The 23,290-nt window shown below is 37.7% G+C and carries 21 protein-coding genes, 1 tRNA gene, 4 pseudogenes and 1 other annotated feature; all 26 genes and pseudogenes read right to left on the reverse strand.

Going from position 1 to position 23,290, the window contains the following annotated elements; genetic code table 11:
• Nucleotides 1–40: 40 nt before the first annotated feature.
• The 26 genes and pseudogenes from tig to ACK3CR_RS23135 all read right to left on the reverse strand — a co-directional run bounded on the left by tig (nucleotide 41) and on the right by ACK3CR_RS23135 (nucleotide 23,284).
• The gene (gene tig / locus ACK3CR_RS23010) at nucleotides 41–1,330 is read right to left on the reverse strand and encodes a trigger factor (RefSeq protein WP_243517366.1); all 1,290 of its coding nucleotides are present in this window, start codon (nucleotides 1,328–1,330) and stop codon (nucleotides 41–43) included.
• Between the two features lie 185 nt (nucleotides 1,331–1,515).
• Nucleotides 1,516–2,508 (reverse strand): tetratricopeptide repeat protein, encoded by a 993-nt coding sequence (locus ACK3CR_RS23015; RefSeq protein ID WP_243517364.1) that lies wholly within the window; start codon nucleotides 2,506–2,508, stop codon nucleotides 1,516–1,518.
• A 170-nt stretch (nucleotides 2,509–2,678) separates the two neighbouring features.
• A complete protein-coding gene (leuD, locus tag ACK3CR_RS23020) occupies nucleotides 2,679–3,260 on the reverse strand; it encodes a 3-isopropylmalate dehydratase small subunit (RefSeq protein WP_019391298.1) in 582 nt (193 codons plus the stop codon).
• Between the two features lie 13 nt (nucleotides 3,261–3,273).
• Complete coding sequence (leuC, locus tag ACK3CR_RS23025; protein WP_328122477.1) at nucleotides 3,274–4,689, reverse strand: 3-isopropylmalate dehydratase large subunit; 1,416 nt, start codon at nucleotides 4,687–4,689, stop codon at nucleotides 3,274–3,276.
• An 80-nt stretch (nucleotides 4,690–4,769) separates the two neighbouring features.
• Nucleotides 4,770–5,855, reverse strand: a complete 1,086-nt coding sequence (leuB, locus tag ACK3CR_RS23030) for a 3-isopropylmalate dehydrogenase (RefSeq protein WP_488976140.1) — start codon at nucleotides 5,853–5,855, stop codon at nucleotides 4,770–4,772.
• Between the two features lie 22 nt (nucleotides 5,856–5,877).
• On the reverse strand, nucleotides 5,878–7,419 hold the full coding sequence (locus tag ACK3CR_RS23035) for a 2-isopropylmalate synthase (protein WP_243517359.1): 1,542 nt from the start codon (nucleotides 7,417–7,419) through the stop codon (nucleotides 5,878–5,880).
• Nucleotides 7,406–8,437: a ketol-acid reductoisomerase gene (gene ilvC / locus ACK3CR_RS23040; RefSeq protein ID WP_243517358.1), complete on the reverse strand. Its 1,032-nt coding sequence runs from the start codon at nucleotides 8,435–8,437 to the stop codon at nucleotides 7,406–7,408. The genes ACK3CR_RS23035 and ilvC overlap by 14 nt, the downstream gene beginning before the upstream one ends.
• 58 nt (nucleotides 8,438–8,495) lie before the next feature.
• Nucleotides 8,496–9,014 (reverse strand): acetolactate synthase small subunit, encoded by a 519-nt coding sequence (ilvN, locus tag ACK3CR_RS23045; protein ID WP_019391293.1) that lies wholly within the window; start codon nucleotides 9,012–9,014, stop codon nucleotides 8,496–8,498.
• Nucleotides 9,011–10,729: an acetolactate synthase large subunit gene (ilvB, locus tag ACK3CR_RS23050; RefSeq protein ID WP_243517357.1), complete on the reverse strand. Its 1,719-nt coding sequence runs from the start codon at nucleotides 10,727–10,729 to the stop codon at nucleotides 9,011–9,013. Before ilvB ends, ilvN begins: the two co-directional genes overlap by 4 nt.
• 95 nt (nucleotides 10,730–10,824) lie before the next feature.
• Nucleotides 10,825–11,084 (reverse strand) — a binding site (T-box leader).
• Nucleotides 11,085–11,576: 492 nt separating this feature from the next.
• Nucleotides 11,577–11,882 (reverse strand): YrhK family protein, encoded by a 306-nt coding sequence (locus ACK3CR_RS23055; protein ID WP_243517355.1) that lies wholly within the window; start codon nucleotides 11,880–11,882, stop codon nucleotides 11,577–11,579.
• Between the two features lie 242 nt (nucleotides 11,883–12,124).
• Nucleotides 12,125–12,367: pseudogene (locus ACK3CR_RS23060) on the reverse strand (KGG domain-containing protein); the annotation flags it as partial.
• A gap of 112 nt (nucleotides 12,368–12,479) precedes the next feature.
• Nucleotides 12,480–12,698, reverse strand: a pseudogene (locus ACK3CR_RS23065) (KGG domain-containing protein); the annotation flags it as partial.
• A 157-nt stretch (nucleotides 12,699–12,855) separates the two neighbouring features.
• Nucleotides 12,856–13,083: pseudogene (locus ACK3CR_RS23070) on the reverse strand (KGG domain-containing protein); the annotation flags it as partial.
• A 126-nt stretch (nucleotides 13,084–13,209) separates the two neighbouring features.
• Nucleotides 13,210–13,485: pseudogene (locus ACK3CR_RS23075) on the reverse strand (KGG domain-containing protein); the annotation flags it as partial.
• 205 nt (nucleotides 13,486–13,690) lie between these two features.
• A tRNA-Arg gene (locus ACK3CR_RS23080) sits at nucleotides 13,691–13,764 on the reverse strand.
• A gap of 122 nt (nucleotides 13,765–13,886) precedes the next feature.
• The gene (locus tag ACK3CR_RS23085; protein WP_243517353.1) at nucleotides 13,887–14,393 is read right to left on the reverse strand and encodes a metallophosphoesterase family protein; all 507 of its coding nucleotides are present in this window, start codon (nucleotides 14,391–14,393) and stop codon (nucleotides 13,887–13,889) included.
• Nucleotides 14,394–14,407: 14 nt separating this feature from the next.
• Nucleotides 14,408–15,001 (reverse strand): XTP/dITP diphosphatase, encoded by a 594-nt coding sequence (locus ACK3CR_RS23090; protein ID WP_488976142.1) that lies wholly within the window; start codon nucleotides 14,999–15,001, stop codon nucleotides 14,408–14,410.
• Nucleotides 14,998–15,753, reverse strand: a complete 756-nt coding sequence (gene rph / locus ACK3CR_RS23095) for a ribonuclease PH (RefSeq protein ID WP_243517350.1) — start codon at nucleotides 15,751–15,753, stop codon at nucleotides 14,998–15,000. Before rph ends, ACK3CR_RS23090 begins: the two co-directional genes overlap by 4 nt.
• 126 nt (nucleotides 15,754–15,879) lie before the next feature.
• A complete protein-coding gene (locus ACK3CR_RS23100) occupies nucleotides 15,880–16,953 on the reverse strand; it encodes a GerMN domain-containing protein (RefSeq protein WP_243517348.1) in 1,074 nt (357 codons plus the stop codon).
• Nucleotides 16,954–17,056: 103 nt separating this feature from the next.
• Nucleotides 17,057–17,863 carry a glutamate racemase gene (gene racE, locus ACK3CR_RS23105; RefSeq protein WP_243517346.1) on the reverse strand — a complete coding sequence of 269 codons (807 nt, stop codon included), beginning with the start codon at nucleotides 17,861–17,863 and terminating at the stop codon, nucleotides 17,057–17,059.
• Complete coding sequence (locus tag ACK3CR_RS23110) at nucleotides 17,860–18,306, reverse strand: MarR family winged helix-turn-helix transcriptional regulator (RefSeq protein WP_488976143.1); 447 nt, start codon at nucleotides 18,304–18,306, stop codon at nucleotides 17,860–17,862. Before ACK3CR_RS23110 ends, racE begins: the two co-directional genes overlap by 4 nt.
• Nucleotides 18,307–18,463: 157 nt before the next feature.
• A complete protein-coding gene (gene cobO, locus ACK3CR_RS23115; protein WP_243517344.1) occupies nucleotides 18,464–19,006 on the reverse strand; it encodes a cob(I)yrinic acid a,c-diamide adenosyltransferase in 543 nt (180 codons plus the stop codon).
• Nucleotides 19,007–19,017: 11 nt separating this feature from the next.
• Nucleotides 19,018–19,590, reverse strand: a complete 573-nt coding sequence (locus tag ACK3CR_RS23120) for a nitroreductase family protein (protein ID WP_243517342.1) — start codon at nucleotides 19,588–19,590, stop codon at nucleotides 19,018–19,020.
• A complete protein-coding gene (gene cobA / locus ACK3CR_RS23125) occupies nucleotides 19,574–20,356 on the reverse strand; it encodes a uroporphyrinogen-III C-methyltransferase (RefSeq protein WP_488976144.1) in 783 nt (260 codons plus the stop codon). The genes ACK3CR_RS23120 and cobA overlap by 17 nt, the downstream gene beginning before the upstream one ends.
• Before the next feature lie 34 nt (nucleotides 20,357–20,390).
• Nucleotides 20,391–21,926, reverse strand: coding sequence for a cobyric acid synthase (locus ACK3CR_RS23130; RefSeq protein ID WP_488976145.1), 1,536 nt, complete (start codon nucleotides 21,924–21,926; stop codon nucleotides 20,391–20,393).
• A complete protein-coding gene (locus ACK3CR_RS23135) occupies nucleotides 21,923–23,284 on the reverse strand; it encodes a cobyrinic acid a,c-diamide synthase CobB (RefSeq protein WP_243517332.1) in 1,362 nt (453 codons plus the stop codon). Before ACK3CR_RS23135 ends, ACK3CR_RS23130 begins: the two co-directional genes overlap by 4 nt.
• Nucleotides 23,285–23,290: the final 6 nt, after the last annotated feature.

Genomic DNA, 23,290 nt, shown 5'->3' on the forward strand with positions numbered 1-23,290 from the left:
AGGCACGAGAAAATCGTGCCTTGCTTTTACTTACTTTTTATTATGCAACAGTTTTGCTGTTTTCTACAAGGAAATCGATCGCTTTGCGGATTTGAAGATCTTGTTTTAAACCTTCAGTTGATCCACCAAGCATGTTTTTGATGTTTTCAGCAGGCATGTTGTAGCTTTCAGCCATTGTATTGATTTCTTTTTCTACTTCTTCGTCTGATACTTCAAGGTTTTCAGCTTTTGCGATTGCTTCTAATGTTAAGTTCATTTTTACGCGTTTTTCAGCATCAGCTTTCATTTGCTCACGAAGAGCTTGTTCATCTTGACCAGAGAATTGGTAGTAAAGGTCAAGGTTTAAACCTTGCATTTGAAGACGTTGTTCGAATTCTTGCATCATGCGACCAAGTTCTGTTTCGAACATTGCTTCTGGAATGTCAACTTCTGCATTGTCTGCAGCTTTTTCTACTAGTGTATCACGAACAGTTGCTTCTGCTTCGTTTTTCTTTTGCTCAGCAAGATTTTCTTTTGTTTTGTCTTTAAGTTGTTGAAGTGATTCAACTTCTTCATCAACGTCTTTAGCGAACTCATCATCAAGCTCTGGAAGTTCTTTTGCTTTGATTTCGTGAACTTTCACTTTGAAAGTTGCTTCTTTACCAGCTAAATCTTCAGCATGGTACTCTTCTGGGAACGTTACTTTAACGTCTTTTTCTGCTCCAGCTTCAAGACCAACTAATTGCTCTTCAAAGCCAGGGATGAATGAACCAGAACCGATTTCAAGTGAATAGTTTTCACCTTTTCCACCTTCAAATGCTTCGTCATTAACGAAACCTTCGAAATCGATAACAGCTGTATCGCCTTCTTCAACTTTTCCTTCTTCTTTCACTACAAGCTCAGCTTGACGTTCTTGAAGAGTTTTGATTTCAGCATCTACATCTTCATCAGTAACTTCTGTATCCACTTTTTCTACTTCAAGACCTTTGTAGTCTCCAAGTTTCACTTCTGGTTTTACAGTTACGTTTGCTTTAAAGATTAGGGCTTGACCTTTACCAATTTGGTCAACATCGATTTCTGGACGGTCTACAGGCTCAATTCCTGCTTCTTCGATCGCGCTTCCGTATGCTTCTGGTAAAATGATATCTAAAGCATCTTGATAAAGAGATTCAACACCAAAGCGTTGTTCGAAAAGACTACGAGGTACTTTTCCTTTACGGAATCCAGGAATGTTTACCTGTTTCACAACTTTTTGGAATGCTTTATCAAGTGCAGCATTGAATTGGTCAGCTTCAACTTCAACAGTTAAAACTCCTTGATTTCCTTCTTGTTTTTCCCATTTTGCAGACATGTATGTTTCCCTCCAAAGCTTATTTTCATTTCATTAAAGTAGACAGTAGGCTGTCTATTCCTCACTGTCTAGCGAATATCCTACAGAGTGTATGGTAGGAACTTTCAAAAGTTTAAATCTATACGTTAAATAGATGTACACTTTACGACCACTATATTATACCATAGGATATTATGGTTTCAACATTATTCTACCGTTGTGTAGGTTTCCACTTCTTTCAAATGATTCATAATCTTTTTCAAGTCTAGTTCATTTACATTATAAAGCTCCATTACTTCTTCTTTTGCGGTCTCAACGTTTCCAATCTCTAGAAGAAGCAAATGAAGGCCACATGCCCAGAGATCTTCTTTTTCTGTCGGAATAAACGGAAAAACCACAAAAAGATATCGTTTCCAGACATCTGTAACCATTTGATACAATGTCGGATTATGGTGAAAAAGTTCGTCTTCAAGTCTTTTTTCTACTTCCCCAATAAAAGGGTGACGGAGCAAGTTCTCTAAATCTTGTGTATCATATGTATTTTGATGTGAAAACTTTTGTACCTTCCACTTTCCTTGAACCTTTTGATTCACAATTTCATTTAACAAAGCACTTTTCACATATGGATGAACGCTGCTGTGTATTAAAGCTTCATTAAGCTCTTTTTCAAAGTAGGCAAGGTTCATTCCTTTGATCTCTTGAAGAAGCAAAAGTTGTTTTTCTTCCTTATATAATGAAAGGTTTGGGAAAACTTCAGATTGTGCAGTATTTGTCGTTGTCTCTGCGCCGTTCATTTGAGCCTCACAAAACGACATTAAATGTTTGAAGTGTTGGGCATATGGGGTAGGAACATCCTGTTCTTGTAAAAGAGCTTCAACAAAAGAAAAAGCTTCTGCATAATCACTTTGTTGAACAAGAATTGTTAAATAAATTTGTAAAACTTCATAATAATTGTCCGTAGCTCCATGAAGAAGCTTCTTACAATATGACTTAGCTTCCGTTAAGTTCCCCATTTCAAAAAAGCATACGACTGCACCATATTGCATTTGCTCATTCTCTTCTTCAAGTTCTAATCCTTGCAAGAAAAGCGATAGCGCAGCTTGAAAATCTTCTTCCTTCATTAAAGAAGTGGCTTTTTCAATTAATCGCTCTGTCAAATTAGGAAACAAAATCATTTTGTCTTCATCAGGTGATTTCATGGATATATCCATTCCTCGCTTTATAAAATTTATTCCGTTACATAGAAGTGATAAGCAGTTGCTTATCACTTCATTTAAGCTAATTCTACTTTTTGTTTATTTTACAGTAGAAAGCGTTACTTTATGTAACAGTGTAGCAAGGAACAATAAAAAGAACAAATGAAAGCTGTTTAACGACGTTCTTCAAAAGCTAAAATTTTCTCTTCAAGTAAAAGTGTATGGTCAATCTCATCCCAACCGTTAATCAACATCTTCTTCCAGTGAGAGTCAATGTCAAACGCTGCTTTAAACCCTTTATTATCGTAGATTGTTTGCTGTTCTAAATCAACTGTGCATGTATAGTCCGCATTTTTAGATTCCTCGAGTAAATACTCTGTTTCTTCTACTGTAAGTGGAATTGGTACAATACCGTTTTTCAAACAGTTTTGATAAAAGATATCAGCAAAAGACGGGGCTACGACTACTTTGTATCCATAATCAAGAAGGGCCCATGGTGCGTGCTCTCGGGAAGATCCGCAGCCAAAATTTTCATGAGAAACTAAAATGCTTGTTCCTTCATTTTGTGGCTGGTTAAGCTCAAAGTCTGGATTTAAAGAACCGTCTCGGTTGTAACGCCAGTCAAAGAAAGCAAACTGTCCAAAACCACTGCGTTCAATACGTTTTAAAAATTGTTTAGGAATAATTTGATCTGTATCAACGTTTGCTCGATTAAGACCAGCTACTTTTCCTTCATGTGTTGTAAATGGGTTCATCGTTTTCTCCTCCTTATACTAATGCTTCTTCTCTTAGATTTCTCACGTCAACAAAACGACCATGAAGAGCTGCGGCAGCTGCCATTTCAGGGCTGACTAAGTGTGTTCTTGCATTCTTACCTTGACGACCTTCAAAGTTACGATTTGATGTTGAAGCACAATGCTCTCCTTCTGGAACAAGGTCTGGATTCATGCCTAAGCACATGCTGCAGCCTGACTCTCTCCATTCAAAACCTGCCTCTTTAAAAACCTGGTCTAATCCTTCTTGTTCTGCTGCTTCCTTTACTTTTTGCGAACCAGGGACAACGATTGCCTTAACCTGATCAGATACTTTCTTTCCTTTAATAAGGTTTGCAGCCTGTCTTAGATCTGACAAGCGAGAGTTCGTACAGGAGCCGATGAAAACGTGCTGAACCGGAATATCTGTAATTGGCATACCTGGTGTTAACCCCATATATTCAAGAGCTCTTCTTAAATTTTCACGTTCATTTTCATTTGCAACCTCTTCAAGCTTCGGTACGTTGCCTGTTACAAACGAGCTCATTGCTGGGTTTGTGCCCCATGTTACAACAGGTTCAAGGCTTGGTGCATCAAGCTCAATTGTGTCATCATATACTGCTCCTTCATCAGAAGCTAATGAAAGCCACTCTTTAGCTACCTTTTCAAATTCTTCCCCTTCTGGACAATATGGACGCCCACGAAGATATTCAACTGTTGTTTCATCAGGACTAATTAAACCTGCTTTTGCTCCAGCTTCAATGGACATATTGCAGATTGTCATACGCTCTTCCATTGAAAGCTCCTTAATTGCTTCACCAGTGAATTCAATAATGTAACCTGTCCCAAAGCGAACGCCGTATTTTTGAATAATAGCTAAAATAATATCTTTTGCAGATACAGCTGCTGGTTTTGGTCCTTTTACATGGACGTTAAGTGTTTTAGGTTTCTTTTGCCATAAAGATTGGGTTGCTAAAACGTGCTCAACTTCGCTTGTTCCAATACCAAAGGCAAGAGCTCCAAATGCTCCATGTGTTGATGTATGACTATCTCCACATACAATCGTTTTACCTGGCTGTGTTAAGCCAAGCTCTGGACCAATGACATGGACAATTCCTTGGTCTTTACTTTTCAAATCTGCAAGGCGAATACCGAACTCTTTACAGTTAGAAGCTAGTGTATCAATTTGCTTTTTCGCAATTTCATCTGTAATGTTGAAACGATTGACAGTTGGGACATTATGATCCATTGTGGCAAATGTTCGCTCAGGGCGACGCACCTTGCGTCCTGTTAATCTTAATCCCTCAAAAGCTTGCGGGGAAGTAACTTCGTGGATTAAATGTAGATCGATATAAAGAAGAGCTGGATTGTTTCCCTCTTGATGTACAACATGGTTATTCCAAACTTTATCAATAATCGTTTGTGGTTTCATAATTTTCATCTCCTTAACATCTTTTTGAAAAACGTTTCCTACTATAATGGTAGGAAACGTTTTATAAAAGATTATTTCTTTTAATTTGCTACTGGGGCTTGAATTGCCTCGATAATGACATCGACCATTTTGTCCGTTGAGACACTTTCCTCACCATCTGCAATATCAGGTGTTCGATAGCCTTGTGCTAACACGCTCTCAACAGCATCTTCAATTTTGTCTGCTTCTTGATGAAGATCAAATGAATGACGAAGAAGCATTGCTGCAGATAAAATAGCCGCAATCGGATTTGCTTTATTTTGCCCTGCGATATCAGGAGCTGAACCATGGACAGGTTCATAAATTGAAGCTCCATCACTCGAAAGACTGGCTGATGGTAACATCCCTAGCGAACCAGCAAGCATTGAAGCTTCATCACTCAAAATGTCGCCAAATAGATTTTCTGTTACAAGAACATCAAAATATTTTGGATTACGAATAAGCTGCATTGCTGCTGCATCAACAAGCATATGTTCAAGCTTTACGTCTTCATAATCTTTTGCGACCTCTTCTGCGACTTCTCTCCACAAACGACTTGACTCAAGCACGTTTGCTTTATCCACTGATGTTACACGACCATTTCTCTTTTGAGCCATTTCAAAAGCACTGCGTAAAATACGCTCAATTTCGCTACGTTTATAAAAGAGCGTATCAACTACTGCTTCTTCTCCATCTCGCTCAACTCTTTCACTTGGACGGCCGAAGTATAAGCCACCTGTTAGCTCTCTTACAATCATGCAATCTACGCCTTCTACATACTCACGCTTCAATGGTGAGCTATCTGCTAGAGCTCCTTGAACTGTCACAGGACGAAGATTTGCATAAACATCAAGCTCTTTTCTAATTTTCAACAACCCTTGTTCAGGACGAAGGTGGCGTGGAATACTGTTCCACTTTTCACCCCCAACTGCGCCTAGCAAAATGGCATCAGAGTTTTTACAAAGAGTAATTGTCTCATCTGGAAGTGGAACACCTTGTTGATCAATAGCTTCCCCTCCGATTAGACCATATTCAAAGTGAAACTCATGATCAAACCGATCAGCAATCACCTTTAATACATTTACTGCTCCTGCTGTTACTTCTTTTCCAACACCGTCTCCTTGCAAAACAGCGATTGTCTTTTTCACGGCAGTTCCTCCCTTCCTGTTCCTACATTACTTCTTGCTTTGTTTCTTTTCGATATTCTTGAATCGCAATCATGCGATTAATTGCATTTAAGTAAGCTTTTGCAGATGATTCTAATACGTCATATGCAAGACCGCGTCCGCTTGCTTCAACACCATTTCCTTCAATTTTAACGAAGACTTCTGCAAGAGCATCAGGTCCGCCATTAATAGATTGAAGACGATAGTCAAGCAGTTTTAATTCACTATCAACACATCGGTTAAGAGTATTATAGATAGCTTCAACACTTCCGCTTCCTGTTGCAGCTTCCTGAACAGATTCTCCATCATTCTTCGTCAGCGTAATCGTAGCTGTTGGGATGTTGTGGTTTCCATACTGTACTTGTAATGAATCTAGTTTATAAAGTTCATCACTGTTCACTGTTTTTTGTAGTACAAGAGAGAACAAATCATCATCTGTCACATCTTTCTTCTTATCCGCTAAGTCTTTGAACTTTTCGAACAAGCTATCAATCTGGTTATCTTGTAGCGTAAAGCCAAGATCCATTAGATGTGTTCTAAATGCATGACGCCCAGAATGTTTGCCAAGTACTACTTCTTTTTGCTGTACACCAACAAGCTCTGGAGAAATAATCTCGTACGTTGAACGATTTTTTAAGAAACCATCTTGGTGAATACCAGATTCATGTGCAAAAGCATTTCGACCAACAACAGCTTTGTTAGCAGGAATAGCCATCCCTGTCAGCTTACTTACCAAATCACTTGTGCGTTTCGTCTCAGAAAGCGTAATATTAGTATAAGATTGATAGAAATCTTTACGTGTATGAAGAGCAACTGCTACTTCTTCAATTGCTGCATTGCCAGCTCTTTCACCAATCCCATTAATTGCTCCCTCAATTTGTGTAGCACCATTCTCAACCGCAGCTAATGAATTAGCAACTGCCATTCCTAAGTCATCATGACAGTGTGTTGAAAGATCTACTTTATGGATGTTTGGTACGTTTTCTTTTAAATATGAAAACATTGCTCCATATTCTTTTGGCGTTGTGTAACCAACTGTATCAGGAAGGTTAACAACATTTGCTCCTGCTTTAATGACTTCCTCTGTAATATGAGCTAAAAACGGAAGCTCACTTCTAGAAGCATCTTCAGCTGACCATTGAATAACAGGGAAGAATCTCGAAGCATATTTCACCATCTCAACGGCAATTTCCACAATTTCTTCTGGCTTCTTATTAAACTTATAAGCCATATGGATAGGAGAGGTTGCAATAAAAACATGCAACCTTGGCTCCTCACTGCCCTTTAGTGCTTCCCAAGCTGTGTCAATATCACTTTTCACAGCTCGAGCTAGCCCTGTTACAGAACAACCTTTAATTGTATTAGCAATCTCGCGAACAGATTGAAAGTCACCTTTCGAAGCAGCTGGAAAACCAGCTTCAATAATATCAACACCATATTTCTCTAGCTGGCGAGCAATTTCCATTTTTTCTTGAAAGTTTAAATTTACTCCTGGTGACTGCTCTCCGTCTCGAAGTGTTGTATCAAAGATTTTAATTTTGTTCACTTGTCATCACCGCTTCTTTTCGTTTTTGTGATTGCTTAACAAATGGCATCATATCACGAAGTTTTGCGCCAACCTCCTCGATGAGATGTTCGTTTTCACGACGATTTGTTGAGTTAAATACCGCACGATTTGATTGATTTTCTAGGATCCACTCTCTTGCAAATTTACCAGATTGAATGTCTTCAAGAACTTTTTTCATTTCACCTTTTACACGATCATCAACAATACGTGGTCCTGTTACAAAGTCACCCCATTGTGCTGTATCAGAGATTGAGTAGCGCATACCTTCTAATCCGCCTTCATACATAAGGTCAACGATTAGTTTTAACTCATGTAGACACTCGAAGTATGCTACTTCTGGTTGGTACCCAGCTTCTACTAATGTTTCAAACCCAGCTTTTACAAGAGATGTTAGTCCTCCGCAAAGAACAGCTTGCTCACCGAAAAGATCTGTTTCTGTTTCTTCTTGGAACGTTGTTTCAAGAACACCTGCACGAGCAGCTCCAATTCCTTTTGCATATGCAAGAGCTACGTCTTTTGCTTGGCCTGTTACATCTTGCCAAACTGCAATTAAGCCAGGAACTCCAGCACCTTCTGTATACGTACGACGAACAAGATGACCAGGTCCTTTTGGTGCAGCAAGAGCTACGTCTACATAGCTTGGTGGCACGATTTGAGTGAAGTGAACATTAAATCCATGAGCAAAAAATAGGCTTTGTCCTTCACGTAATACTGGAGCAATTTCTTCATTATATACTTTTGGTTGAAGTTCATCTGGAAGAAGAATCATGATTAAATCTGCTTGATCTGCTGCTTCTCTTACAGAGTAAACGTTAAAGCCATCTTCAACTGCTTGGTCCCATGATTTCCCTTGGCGTAAACCAATAACTACGTCAATACCGCTGTCGCGTAAGTTTTGTGCATGTGCATGACCTTGTGAACCATAACCGATGATTGCTACCTTTTTGCCTTGTAATAATTGATCGTTTGCGTCTCCATTGTAATAAACTTTAGTCATTTAAAATCTCTCCTCTAATTTTTATATTTTGTATATTAATCATTAATAGATTTATACATTACAAGATTGATGTAACTTTTTCTGACGAAGAAGTTTTTTGCGTTCCTCGTTTTAAGGCGATTGTCCCTGTTCTTGTTACTTCTTTTACGCCATATGGCTTTAAGAGATCAATAATCGCTTCGATTTTTTCAGATGTTCCTGTTGCTTGAATAATGACACTATCACGGCTCACATCAATAATTGTGGCCCTGAAAGGTTCAATTAAAGCGTACATCTCGTTTCGCATTGCTACTGGAGATGTTACTTTAATGAGAGCAAGCTCTCTTGCAACAGCAGCTTGATTTGTAATGTCATGTACTTTTAGTACATCAATTTGTTTGTGCAGCTGCTTTGTTACTTGTTCTGCTGCTTTATCATCTTCAACATGAACAACAAATGTCATCCTTGAAATGTCACTTGTTTCAGTATGACCAACAGAAATACTTTCAATATTAAAATTTCTTTTTGTAAACAACCCAGTAATACGATTTAGTACACCAGCTCTGTTTAATACAGTTGTTGTAATGATTCTTTTCATGGTTTCACACCTACCATTTCATGAAGTCCTTTTCCAGGCGCTACCATTGGGTAAACATTCTCGCCAGGAGCAATATGAATGTTTAATACAGCTGGTTCATCGTGTGAAAAAGCTTCTTGCAATACTTTTTTCACTTCTTCTTCTGTTGATGCTTCATAACCTTTAATGTCATAAGCTTCAGCAAGTTTTACAATGTTTGGCTGATTCGGAATAAGCGAGTGTGAATATCTTTCTTCATAAAAGATTTCCTGCCATTGTCTTACCATTCCTAGTGATTTGTTGTTTAAAATAATAACTTTTACAGGAAGGTTTAATTCACGAATTACACCAAGTTCTTGTAGCGTCATTTGAAAACCACCATCACCTAGAAAAGCAACAACCGTTGTATCTTTTTCTGCAAGCTGTGCTCCAATTGCTGCTGGTAATCCAAAGCCCATTGTTCCAAGACCACCTGAAGTTACAAGACGATTTGGCTTTTTAAATGGATAAAACTGTGCCGCCCACATCTGATGCTGACCAACATCTGTTGTAACAATAGCATCGCCATTTGTTATTTCATGAACCATTTCAATTACTTTTTGTGGTTTTAGATCGTCTTTACTTTCTTCGTACCAAAGTGGATTCTCAATTTGTCGTTCCCTCAAACAGGCAAACCATTCTGTGTAATCGCCTTTTTTCCCCTGCTGTGCAAGCAGTTCTTGTAGAACAGCTCTAGCATCACCAACAATTGGGATTTTTGTTGGCACATTTTTGCCAATTTCAGCTGGATCAATATCAATATGAGCTACAGTTGCATTTGGAGCAAAATGATTTAAGTTTCCTGTTACTCGATCATCAAATCGTGCTCCAATGCTAATAAGTAAGTCACTTTCATAGATTGCCATGTTTGCTGTATAGTTCCCATGCATTCCAGCCCAACCGAGACTTAACTTATGATCAAACGGGAAACCTCCTAAACCAAGTAATGTATGAATTACAGGTAATTCGTATTTTTCTGCAAATTCTAACAATTCTTGATTTGCTTTCGCATGTAAAACTCCTGCACCTGCCAAAATAACAGGTTTTTTCGCTGATTCAATAGCTTCCAATAACTTTCTTACCTGAAAAGCATTTGGTTCATATGTCGGTTGGTAACCAGGTAAATTAAGTGGTTCATCTTCTTCCATTCGAGCTATAGCTGTATTCATGTCTTTTGGAATGTCAATGAGCACTGGCCCTGGTCGACCTGTTGTCGCGATATGAAAAGCTTCTTTCACAATTCTTGGAAAGTCTTTTGGATCTCGCACTTGATAGCTGTACTTTGTAATTGGCATTGTAATTCCCAACACATCTGCTTCTTGGAAAGCATCCGATCCAATTACGGTTGAAGCAACTTGCCCTGTGAAAACAACGAGCGGTAATGAATCGATCATCGCATCCGCAAGCCCTGTCACAATATTGGTTGCCCCAGGTCCTGATGTAGCAATTACAACTCCAGGTTTTCCAGATACTCTTGCATATCCTTCTGCCGCATGAATTCCTCCTTGCTCATGTTTTGCTAAAACATGAAAGAGACCAGAATCATAAAGTTTGTCGTATAGAGGAAGTACTGCACCACCAGGATATCCAAAAAGAACTTCCACATTTTCTTTTTTTAAGGCTTCAATAAGTAGCTCTGCACCCGTCATTTCTGCTTTTAAGCTTACTGGTTCTTGCATTCTCATTTCGGCTCCCACTTTTCCCCATCCTTTCCAAACAATAATTAAATTTTAAAGTTTTAGATAAAATAAAAAAGCCTTTTCATCCCCAATATAAGCCTTCCCTGCAAGGCTTAAGGGGCGAAAAGACTTTACTTTACGCGGTACCACCCTTATTTACAGCAAATTTGCGCTGCCTCATGAATGCTTTTTTCAAGCATTCGTTTTAATAACGAGTGTCTGTGTGTCAACCACCCGGTTAGCCTTACTCTAACTATTTCAGACTAACACTCTGAGGTGAGTTCATCTTAAGTAAATCTACCGGCTTCCAGCTACCCCGGCTCTCTGTGAAAGATTCTCTCTTAAGATTACTTATCCTCTTCGTCGCTTTATATATGTTAGTTTTCAATTCGCCAACTATTGAGCTAATTGAAAACTTTCTGAATTCTTTATTTGAACTATATACTACGCCCTATTTTAAGAAGCGTCAAGATGTTTTCTTGAATTTTTTTCACACCTTTTCTACCGATTAATCATTGTATCCGTTTACATTACTGTGCTATTAGTAATCTCCATTTTTAAAAATATCTTATAAATCCTTTATTTTAATTGATAAAACCAGTTCATATTTACCATAATTTTATTTTTTATGTATCTAACTGGTAAAAATAACTCAATGTTTAATATAACTCAGCTATATAGTTTTATAAGATCTTATCGAATTATATCTTAAAAATAATGACTAACCACTCTTATTAAGAAGAGTGGTTTGCATTGAACTTTTAATATTTTCGCTTCTCCATAAGCAATAGCAGAAACTTAGAGAGAGTATACCTTCTCTAATTTCTTCTTAACACATGCGGAGTTCACATTTCCGTATAAGATTTTACTTATTTTTATCATATGGATTATAAGACTCTTTCTGCTTCATCTCATTTCTAAGTGATGTATCATGCATAATTCTTAATATAGGTCGGCTACCAAGTAAAACGCTTCCACAAATATAGAGCGATTTTCCATATATAGATGTGACAGTGAATAAATTAAGTACACTCCCTACTACAAAAAATAAACCAATTAAAAGATCATTTACTGTAGAGATAAGTTTATAGCGTTTATGAAAGTAAATCCGAAACCGCCCTGCCTTTATGTCTAAGTATTCTTCAGTATGTTTCACCTTTGGTCTAGGCATTTATTCCCCTCCTATTTTTTTATGATTGTAGTATATTTATTACCACTTAAAAAAAGAGGGAAAACTAAAAATTCCAGCAAAATCACTATGAGAAAATCATTTTACTGAAAAAAATTAAACTCTTGCTAGGATAGGCAACATCGGATTTCCTCTTTATCTCACGCACAGTAAAATCCTCCATACCAATTTTTGATATGGAGGATTTTCTATACCTTCACCAAAGAAAATTAACTGTTGTTATTCTCACGATTGGCTTTTTCACTGTTATTCTCACGGTTTGCTTTTCCACCTTTTTCACCAATCTCTTGATAGAATTCTTTATCATGATTTTGAGCTGTAGCTTTTCCACCTTTTTCGCCAATTTCTTGGTAGAACTCTCTATCATGATTTTGGGCTGTCTTTTCTCCGCCTTTGCGGCCTGCTTCTTCATAAGACATTTTGTTATTACTATTATTGTTTTTGTTGTTTTTGTTATTGTCTGCCATTTGTAACGCCTCCTCTATCGATTAGAAATATTCATTATTTTTATATCACTATAATGTTGCGTACTTATTAGCTATTTTGAGAATTGTTGTTGTCACGATTGGTATTTCCACTGTTATTCTCACGGTTTGCTTTTCCGCCTTTTTCACCAATCTCTTGATAGAATTCTTTATCATGATTTTGTGAAGTAGCTTTTCCGCCTTTTTCGCCAATTTCTTGGTAGAACTCTCTATCATGATTTTGGGCTGTCTTTTCTCCGCCTTTGCGGCCTGCTTCTTCATAAGACATTTTGTTATTACTATTATTGTTGTTTTTGTTATTGTTGTCTGCCATTTGTAATTCCTCCCTATTAATTGTCATATAATAATTCAATATTGTATAAATATATAGACAGAATATTTTGTTTTTTTGACATAATGTGATAGAATTACTTTAACCTTTTCTAATAACAGCTGATCTTTTTAAGACCTGAAGATTAGTTGTTATTTTTATTATTGTCGCGATTGGCTTTTCCGCCTTTTTCACCAATCTCTTGATAAAATTCTTTATCATGATTTTCCTTTGTAGCTTGTCCACCTTTTTCACCGATTTCTTGGAAAAACTCTTTATCATGATTTTGGGCTGTTTTTTCTCCGCCTTTACGACCTGCTTCTTCATAAGACATTTTGTTGTTGTTATTTCGGTTGTTGTTATTTCGGTTGTTGTTTTTGTCTGCCATTTGTAATTCCTCCTTGTATTTTCCTATCAAAATATAGTAGTTTCTCACTTATTTTTGATGTACCCGCCATTTTAATTATTAAACAGAATATTTGATTTGTTTTTTTAAATGGTTTTTAGAAAGTTAATTGTTGTTATCGCGGTTTGCTTTTCCGCCCTTTTCACCAATTTCTTTATAAAATTCTTTATCATGGTTTTCCTTTGTAGCTTGCCCACCTTTTTCGCCAATTTCTTGATAAAATTCTTTATCATGGTTTTCCTTTGTAGCTTGCCCACCTTTTTCGCCAATTTCTTGATAAAATTCTTTATCATGATTTTGAGCTGTTTTCTCTCCGCCTTTTCGGCCTGCTTCTTCATAAGACATTTTGTTATTGTCGTTTTGGTTATTGTTTTTGTCTGTCATCTGTAATTCCTCCTTTTGTTTTTTCCAATTTTTTTACTATTTTCTTACTTATTTGTTTTGTACCCGATGCAACATCCAGTAAACAAAAAATTACACTTTCATCTAATAGTCCTAAATCTTAAATTTTAAACAAAAAAAAAGCACTTTCTTACTAGTCATTAATAACTAATAAGAAAGTGCTTTTTACGTTTTAAAAACAAGTAGACATCCCAGGAGAGATTCGAACTCCCGACCGACGCCTTAGAAGGGCGTTGCTCTATCCAGCTGAGCTACTGGGACATATTATAATATGTATTGAACTCTTAAGACAAGTTTTATTATACGCTCTAAAAAACATAAAGTCAACCATTTTCCCAAAAATTTTAGAGAGAGAAAATGAATTATTTCTCTCTCTAATTATACTATAGAGAAAATGAATTTGTTAAGTCTTTTACTTCATTTCCTTCATGATCGTAAAAATTTACAGTTGCTTTATTTTCTTCATACTGGAGGATGGCATATGTACGCTCTTTTCTTCGATTCGGTAGGCGAATACTTCCTGGATTAATAAATAACGTCTGATCAATCTTCTCGGCTCCTGCAATATGAGAATGTCCAAAGCAGACAACTTTAGCATCCCGCTCTTTAGCTCGGTATGTTAAATTCATAAGTGTCATTTTCACATTATATAGATGACCATGTGTTACGTAAAGAAGATCTTCTCCTATATTTAACGTTTCTTCATTTTCATATCGTTCGTCATAATCACAATTTCCGCGTACAGCAAGAAACCCTTCCATTTCGCTTGAATCTGCTTGAAGCTCAGAATCCCCGCAGTGAACAAAAGCATTGACATCTTTATGACGATTTTTAATTGTATGCAGTTCCTCTGTTAGGCCATGACTATCGCTTACGATAAGCACACGCATATTTCTCTCCTCCTCTACAATATTCCATCTATTACTTCTTCTAGCTTTTGAAGTGCCTTTGCTCGATGACTTATTTTATTTTTTTCTTCTTTTGGGAGTTCTGCAAGCGTTTTTTGCAGAGATGGTACATAAAATATTGGATCATACCCAAATCCCTGCTCTCCTACTCTCTCATGCGTAATAGTACCTTCGCAATTCCCTCTCACAACAACGGTGTCTTTTCCTGGCAAAGCAAGTGCTAGGGCACATTGAAAATGTGCTGTTCGCTCTGACTCAGGTATACCTTCTAATTTTTCTAATACTTTATCAATGTTTTTCTCATCACTTTTTTCAAGACCTGCATAGCGTGCTGAATATACGCCAGGTTCTCCGTTTAAAGCATCAACTTCAAGTCCAGAGTCGTCTGCAACAACAGGACAATCCAACAATTTTGAAATCTCTTCAGCTTTTAAAATCGCATTTTCCTCAAATGTTGTGCCTGTTTCCTCAACATCAAGGTCTCCTTCTAAATCAAGAAGCGATTGCACACTGTAGCCTTTCTTTTCAAAAAGAGCAGCAAATTCGGCCACTTTTCCTTTATTTTTTGTGGCAATTAAAATTTTTTTCATTCCTCTTCACCTTCACTTTCTAGAAGATGTGAAAACTCACTTAACGCTTCTTTCTGTACTGCAACAAGATCAGAAATTCCTTTTGAAGCAAGTTCAAGCATTTCATCAAACTGATCTTTTGAAAAAGTTGCTTCTTCTCCTGTTCCTTGAAGCTCTACAAATTGGCCTTTACTTGTCATAACAATATTCATATCAACATCAATATTGGAATCTTCTTCATAGTTTAAATCTAAAATTGTTCCATGTTCAACGTCAACTCCAACAGACGTTGCCGCTAGATAATCACGGATTGGGTAATTGGTAAGTTTCTCTTCTTTAACAGCTCGTCCAAGGGCTAAAGCCATTGCCACAAACGCACCTGTAATCGCAGCTGTTCTTGTCCCACCATCTGCTTGAATAACATCACAGTCAAGCCACACTGTGCGCTCACCTAACGCTTCTAAATCAACGACCGCTCGTAACGCTCGCCCAATTAAACGCTGTATTTCCATTGTACGACCTGATACTTTTCCTTTTGAAGATTCACGGATATTGCGCTGATTTGTTGCTCGTGGAAGCATAGCGTACTCCGCATTAATCCATCCTTTTCCTTTTCCTCTCATAAAAGGAGGTACTCTATCATCAATTGTAGCTGAACAAATTACTTTCGTATCCCCAACGCTAATAAGTACAGACCCTTCTGGATGCTTTATGTAGTCTTTCTCAATTTTAACTTCTCTTATTTCGTCTTTCGCCCTTCCGTCAATACGCAAGATGTTTCCTCCTTTAAAATCTATGTAAAAGGGTAATCCCCTTCAAAAGTAAAAAGTAAAAGAGGCCTCTAAAGACCTCTTTTTTATTACAGTATATCAAAAACTATTCTTAACACGAAATCATATTTAAAATGCCTCTGCATTTATATTTTCAGGACGGGAAACTTCTTCTGTTAATTTTTGACCAGAATCTACTGTTATATTCTTTTGTCCTTTTACTTCAATCGAGACATTTTCAACCCCTTTTTGTTCTGTAAGGGAAAGAGCTAGGGCATCTACCACATGTTTAGAAAGCTGGCTCTTTTCTGCAGAATTTAAGAGAGCTTTATTAAATGTTAGCGTTACTGTTCCATCTTCGTACTCTGGCTTCGCTACAAGCGCTGCTTCATTATTAAAATCACCAACAAGCCCCTTTGGTACATCATTTATTAAACTATCAACAACCGCTGTAAAACGCTCCTCATCTGTCTTCCCTAGATCGAGACGCTTTGTTACCGGAACATAATATGTTCCATCAGCATTTTGTGATAAATAGTAAAGAGTAGCAGAAGATGTGCTTGTCATATCTGTAATTCCTTCTGTTTGCATGTTAATGCCGTCTGCTCTTGTCAATTCCTCACTAATAGGGGTCTTATTAACAGGCATTTCTTTTTGATCATAGCCATTAATTTGAAGCTGTACATTCTTAACAGCGTCAAACTGTGTTAGTGTCCATGTTAAAGATTGCAAAATCCGGCTTTCATCTTCTGCTTTATACTCCTTAAATTCTGGAGAGAAGTCAACAACAAGTGTACCATTTTCTTTCAAATTGACGCTCTTAACTTCTGTTCCAGCAGGGAGAACAGCTCTAAAACCGTTTGGAAGCATTTGATCAATTGGTCCTCCTACAACAAGATATTCTATAATTTCAGCAGCTGCTGCATCTGCTTTTGGCACATCAATTGTTTGAGGAACAACAAAACCATTTTTGTCGATTAAATACACTTCTCTTGTTAATGTTTCTTCTGCTTTTTTACTCTCCTTTTCTTTAGTTGTTTCTTTTGCTTCTTCTTTTATTTTTTGATTGTCTTTCGTGTACTCAACGTCTTGTGGCGGATCAATTTCCTCTGCTACATCTTCTCCTCCAAACAAGCCGCACCCCGTTAAAAGCATTGATGTCGCAAGCATAGTAGAAACCGCCGTTATTTTTATTTTGGACATACCTTTCCCTCCTAAGACAGTTTGTACTATTATGTATACGAGCCGCTAATCAAATTAGACCGCTCACTTTTTTCTTTTTTTAAAGAAAAAAGTGAACTAATCATTAGTTCACTTTCGTTAAATCAATATGCTGAACGTTTTGAATAGGATGATCAAACCATTTTGACGCAATAAGCTCAAAAAGGGAAGCATTCCCTGTTGTAAAAAATACATGTTCTTTTTCACGTTTTTCCGTGTGCAGTTCATTACGAAATGACAAAATGGTGCTTACCTCAATTGCTGTCTCTTCTCCAGAACTGATGAGTGCAACACGAGCTCCCATCGCTTCTTTAATAAGCTCTTTTAAAATGGGATAATGTGTACAGCCTAAAATCAATATATCAATTTCCGTCTGATAGAGAGGCTTTAACGTTTGAAAAACAATTTCTCTTGCTTCATTTCCTTCGAAATCCCCGCTTTCAACAAGGGGTACAAATAAAGGACATGCTAAGCTTTTCACACATACGTTATGATGAAGCCTTTTTAAAGCTTGTTCATAAGCCTTACTTTTTACTGTACCATTTGTTCCAATAACACCGATATTATGATTGCTTGTTGCTTTCAACGCAGCACGAGCTCCTGGTTCAATAACGCCAATAACGGGAATATTTAGAGTCTCGCTAATCTCCTTTAACACAACTGCTGTTGCTGTATTGCAGGCGATAACGAGCATTTTAATATCAAATTGAAGTAAATAATTTGTCAGTTCCCATGTAAAAGCACGCACTTCCTCTTCAGGTCGAGGACCGTACGGACATCGAGCTGTATCTCCCATATAAATAATTTGCTCTTTCGGTAACTGTCTCATAATTTCTTTTGCAACTGTTAACCCACCAACTCCTGAATCAATTACCCCAATTGGCCGATTCATTCGCTACTCATCTCCTTATGAAGCTTCTGCAAATTTTCACAAAGAAGCTCAACTTCAGCGCGATCATACTCACAAACAACCTCCGCTAAGTAATTTTGCCTTTTCGCTATCACTTCTTCAATGAGCTTCTTACCACGTTCAAGCAGAACAACGCGAACAATACGCCGGTCTTGTTCATCTTTTGCTCTTGTGACAAGACCTGTTTTCTCCATTCGGTCAATTAAGTCTGTCGTTGTACTGCATGCTAAATACATTTTGCTAGAAAGATCTCCGATTGTCATTTCACCTGAATCAAACAGCCACTGAAGAGCCACAAATTGTGGAGGAGTGATGTTGTATTCGTTTAAGATTTCGCGACCTTTTTGCTTGATAATAACAGACATATATCGAAGAGACCGCTCTAGTTCAGCTATTGTCTCATGATGTTTCCTTCGTTTAGCCATAGACGTTGCCTCACTTATCAAAAAGATTATGATGAAAATGTTAACTCAGTTCATTAGAAATGTCTATTGTTTCTCCAATAATCCCTTTCTTTTGACCTACAATTTCCTTTTTATAAAAAAACAAGCTCTAGTTTCCTATGAGAAACTAGAGCCTTCTTCAAAATTCGAGCCCTTTAACAGCTGGAATTCCTTCTTCATAGTAGTGCTTTATAGGTTTGATTTCGCTGACTAAATCAGCAGCTTCAATTACTTCTTCCCGAGCTGAACGACCTGTTAAGATAAGATGCATGCCTTGCGGTCGATTTTCTATAAGCTCAAGCACCTCTTGAAGTGGTAAAACATCATCAACCGGAAACTTCGTAATAGAAAGGGCATTATGAATTTCATCAAGAATCACAACGTCATATTGTTCTGACATGACTTTCTCTTTCGTAAAAGCCCATGCTTTCTTTAAAGCCTCTCTATGCTCTTCTGGAGTTTTCGTCCATGTGAATCCCACGCCTGTTTGATGCATTTCAATTCCAAGCTTATCAAAGATAATCTTTTCCCCATACGTACGCTGAGGAGATTTAATAAATTGAACCATCAGCACGCGCTGACCTCGGCCTGTTGCACGCACAGCAAGTCCTAAAGAAGCTGTTGTCTTCCCTTTTCCATCCCCTGTGTAAACAAGGCATAAGCCTCTTTCTTTTGAAGCCATAAAACTCCTCCTTACAACCAAACGGTTTTCTCAGAATAGTCTGTTCGCTTTTTATCTTTCAGCTTACCAAGCGATTCTTCTGTTGGATAGCCAATAAAAAGGTTGCCTACAATTTGTTTTCCTTCAGGTGCTCCAATAAATTCGTAAAGACGTTCGTCACGAATAAGACCTACACCTCTTGTTCTCCATACAAAACCTAAACCAAGCTCTTCCGCTGCTAACCACATTGAATTAATTGCGCAGCATACTCCATATACGTTGTCACCAGTTGCTTCTTCGTCTCCTTCAACAACGTCTGCTGTTACAACAATATGAACAGGTGTATTTTTAACACTCTTCATTGAACTTTCAACAAGATGAGGTTTTGTTGGAAAACGCTCTTCTAAATATGTATATGCAAGCTCTTCATATCTCTTTTTCGCTTCCCCTTTAATAACATAAAATGTCCATGGCTCACGCATACGGTCATTAGGAGCCCATGTTGCAGCTTCTAAAATCTTTTCAAGCTTTTCATCTTCAACAGGACGACCATCGTGATCGCGGAGTGCACGTCTTTTTTGTAAGTTATCAAATAGTGTTGTCATAAGTTGTTTTCTCTCCTTTTTCGTTAAACCATTGAATTTTTTCACGAATGTCTACAACTTCTCCCACAATAATCATAGAAGGATGCTTTACATTCTCAACCTTAGCCATTTCTTCTATTGTTGCTAAGGTACCAACAACAGTGCGCTGCTCTTGTGTTGTTCCTTTATGAATAATAGCAACAGGGGTCTCTTTACTCCGTCCATGTTCCGTAAGCTTGTAAACGATATGTGGTAAGTTACCTACTCCCATGTAAAAGGCAATCGTATCTATCCCTTTTGCAAGCGTCTCCCAATTTAGGGTATCCTGCCCTTTTTCTTCTCGTCCATGACCTGTAACAATAGCAAACGATGTTGCTTTATCTTTATATGTGACCGGAATTCCTGCATAAGCAGGAGCTGCAATACCTGACGTAATACCAGGAATAATTTCAAAAGGGATATCTCTTTTAGCAAGTACTTCTGCTTCTTCTCCCCCACGCCCAAAAATAAAAGGATCACCGCCTTTTAAACGAGTGACAGTCTTTCCTTGCTCTGCCTTCTCAACTAGAGTTCGATGAATATCATCTTGAATTTTTCCATGTTTCCCTGGGAGCTTACCACAGAATATGAGCTCTGCTCCTTCTTTTACATGTTTTAGAAGCTCTTCACTAACTAAACGATCATATAAAATGACATCAGCTTTTTGGATGCACTCTAATCCATGAATTGTAATAAGCTTAGGATCTCCAGGGCCTGCTCCAACAAGGTAAACAGTACCAGCACTCATAGTTTTTCCTCCTTACATTTGCGGTTACATCAAATTATACCGAAAACTTCTCTGAATTCGTTTCTTTTTGAGAAAATTCGACCATTTTAGACTGAATATATTCCATGTTCACGTGTTTTCGCACATGATCAGCAAGTAAGTCAAAGGCTTCTTCTCTCATTTTATTAAACGATGGTCGCTCTAAAAGAGGAGGATGCCCTTTTTGTGCTCGTATACTGTTTAATAAAGCTGTTCTAAAAGAATCGTTATGAAAAATACCGTGAAAATATGTTCCAATGACTTTTTCTTCTTCAAAATAACAGCCATCTTCTCCATTTTCTAATTGAATAAGACAATCCACTTCTCTTGTAAATATTGATGTGCCCATATGAATCTCATATCCTTTTACAGGCATCTTTTCATGTTGAAAATTTAGCATTCCTTCTGAAAGAATCGTTTTCTTTTCTTCTCTAATTGTTGTATGAAGAGGAATAAAATCAAGTGACGTAACTTCCTCATGAGGTGATTCAACATGAAAAGGATCAAAGATTTTCTCGCCAAGCATTTGATATCCTCCACAAATCCCAACAATAACTGTTTCATTTCTTACAAAGAGCTCTTTTAAGCGTCCCGAAAGACCTGTTTCTTCTAGAAATAGATAGTCCTCAACCGTATTTTTACTGCCTGGCAAGATAATAAGATCTGGATTCTGAAGCTGTTCAAGTTTTGTTACAAACCGAACGTGGCAGTCTTCCTCAACAAAAAAAGGATCTACGTCTGTAAAATTTGAGATTCTTGGATATTGAATAACAGCAATATCAATTACTTTTGCGAGGTTTTTCACCTGAGAATAACGAGATAGAACAACAGAATCTTCAGCATCAATATTTAAGTTAGGCATATATGGAATAACGCCTAAAACAGGGGTTCCTGTATATTCTTCAAACCATTCAAGACCAGGAGTAAGCAGTGATACATCACCTCTGAACTTGTTAATTACAACCCCAATAACCCGTTCACGGTCTTTCTCACTTAAAAGTTGGAGTGTTCCAACAAGACTTGCAAATACTCCTCCCTTTTCGATATCGCCGATAAGCACAACAGGAGATTCTGCAATGGCTGCAACGCGCATGTTCACAAGCTCTCGATCATTTAAATTAACTTCAGCCGGACTTCCAGCTCCTTCAATCACAATTCTTTCATAGGTTCCTTTTAAACTTTTAAATGACTCTTTAATTAATCCAAGGCCTGTCTCGAAAAACTCTTGCCTATATGCCATTGCTTTCATATTTTTATACGGCTTTCCATGTACAACAATTTGCGATTCAGAATCTCTCGTTGGTTTGATTAAAATAGGATTCATATCTGTTGTTGCAGTAACTCCTGCTGCTTCTGCTTGTACGCCTTGAGCTCTACCAATTTCCTTGCCATCTACTGTTATATAAGAATTCAGAGCCATATTTTGAGACTTAAAGGGAGCTGTTTTATATCCGTCTTGGAAAAAGATTCGACAAAAAGCAGTTGCAATTGCGCTTTTGCCTGCATCTGAATGAGTTCCTTGAAACATAATGGAAAGAGCTTTCTTGTTCATCCTTTGTACCCCTCGCATTTTGCAATCCATTTTTCAACCATCTGAGGGCATGACCCAAAATGAAAATGAGTGTATCCGGCAAGAAGATTCCCTTTCATATATCCCTCTTTTTTCACACCTCTCATTCCTTTTGTCTCATAAGCTGGAGTAAATTCTTCATCACCTTCAAATGTTGAATAATGAAACTCGTGTCCTTTTGCTTCAAGACCCCCATCTAATAGATAATTCCCTTCACTGCCCCTAATCTCTCGATAACCAAGTGCTGCTCGTTTCTTTTGCATTTTGACACGCCCAGGAACAACACCAACCATCTTATGTATTTCTCCGTTCGTTGTTTCGATTGAATCTGCTAGAAACATAAACCCTCCGCACTCAGCAAGCGTTGGCATTCCTGAGTTTATTGCGTCTTTGAAGGACTCTTTTACCTGCTCTTGTGAAGAAAGCTCGTTTGCAAACTCTTCTGGAAAGCCTCCGCCAATATAAAGCCCTTGAACATCGCTTGGAACGCTCTCTCCATTTAACGGTGAGAATTCTACGATTTCTGCTCCATTTGCTTTTAACAGTTCCACGTTTTCTTCATAATAAAAATTAAAAGCTTTATCTCTTGCAACCGCAATTTTCACCACAGGATCTTTTGCTACTAGTTTAGGATTTTCTACATCTAGCACTTCTGTTTCAGCTAATGTATATAATGCTTCTAAATCAACTGTTTCAGAAATTAAGTCTCCAAGTTCATTAAAATAAGAATGAAGCTCCCCTCTTTCAATAGACGGCACAAGTCCTAGGTGTCGCTCTGGAATAGATAAGCTTTCGTTTCGCTTTACATATCCAGCCACTGGAATTTTACACTCTTGCTCAATTGCCTTTTTTACTAGCTTATAGTGTCCTTCACTTCCAACATTGTTAGCAATAACACTGACAATGTTTGGTTCTTCCCACATCATTTGAAAACCTTTCACAATAGCTGCAGCACTTCTTGCCATACTTGCACAGTTTACAACAAGTAAAACAGGACTATCTGTTAAAACACTAATCTCAGCCGTTGTTCCTCTATTATCAAGGGGACTTTTTCCATCATAAAAGCCCATTACTCCTTCAATAATTGAAATATCAGCATCCTCGCTATTGCGTTTTACAATTTCTTTCACTGTATCATGGGGAAGCATCCAACTATCAATATTTCGCGATACTCTCCCCGTCACTGCTGTATGGTATGTTGGATCAATATAATCAGGACCACACTTGAAACCTTGTACAGTGTATCCTTTCTTTTTAAATGCTGCCATAAGGCCGATTGTAAGCGTCGTTTTCCCAACTCCGCTTCCTGTACCTGCCACAACAAGTCGGCGCTGTACCATGTTGTT

It is taken from the genome of Priestia sp. TRM10 (genome assembly GCF_057808375.1).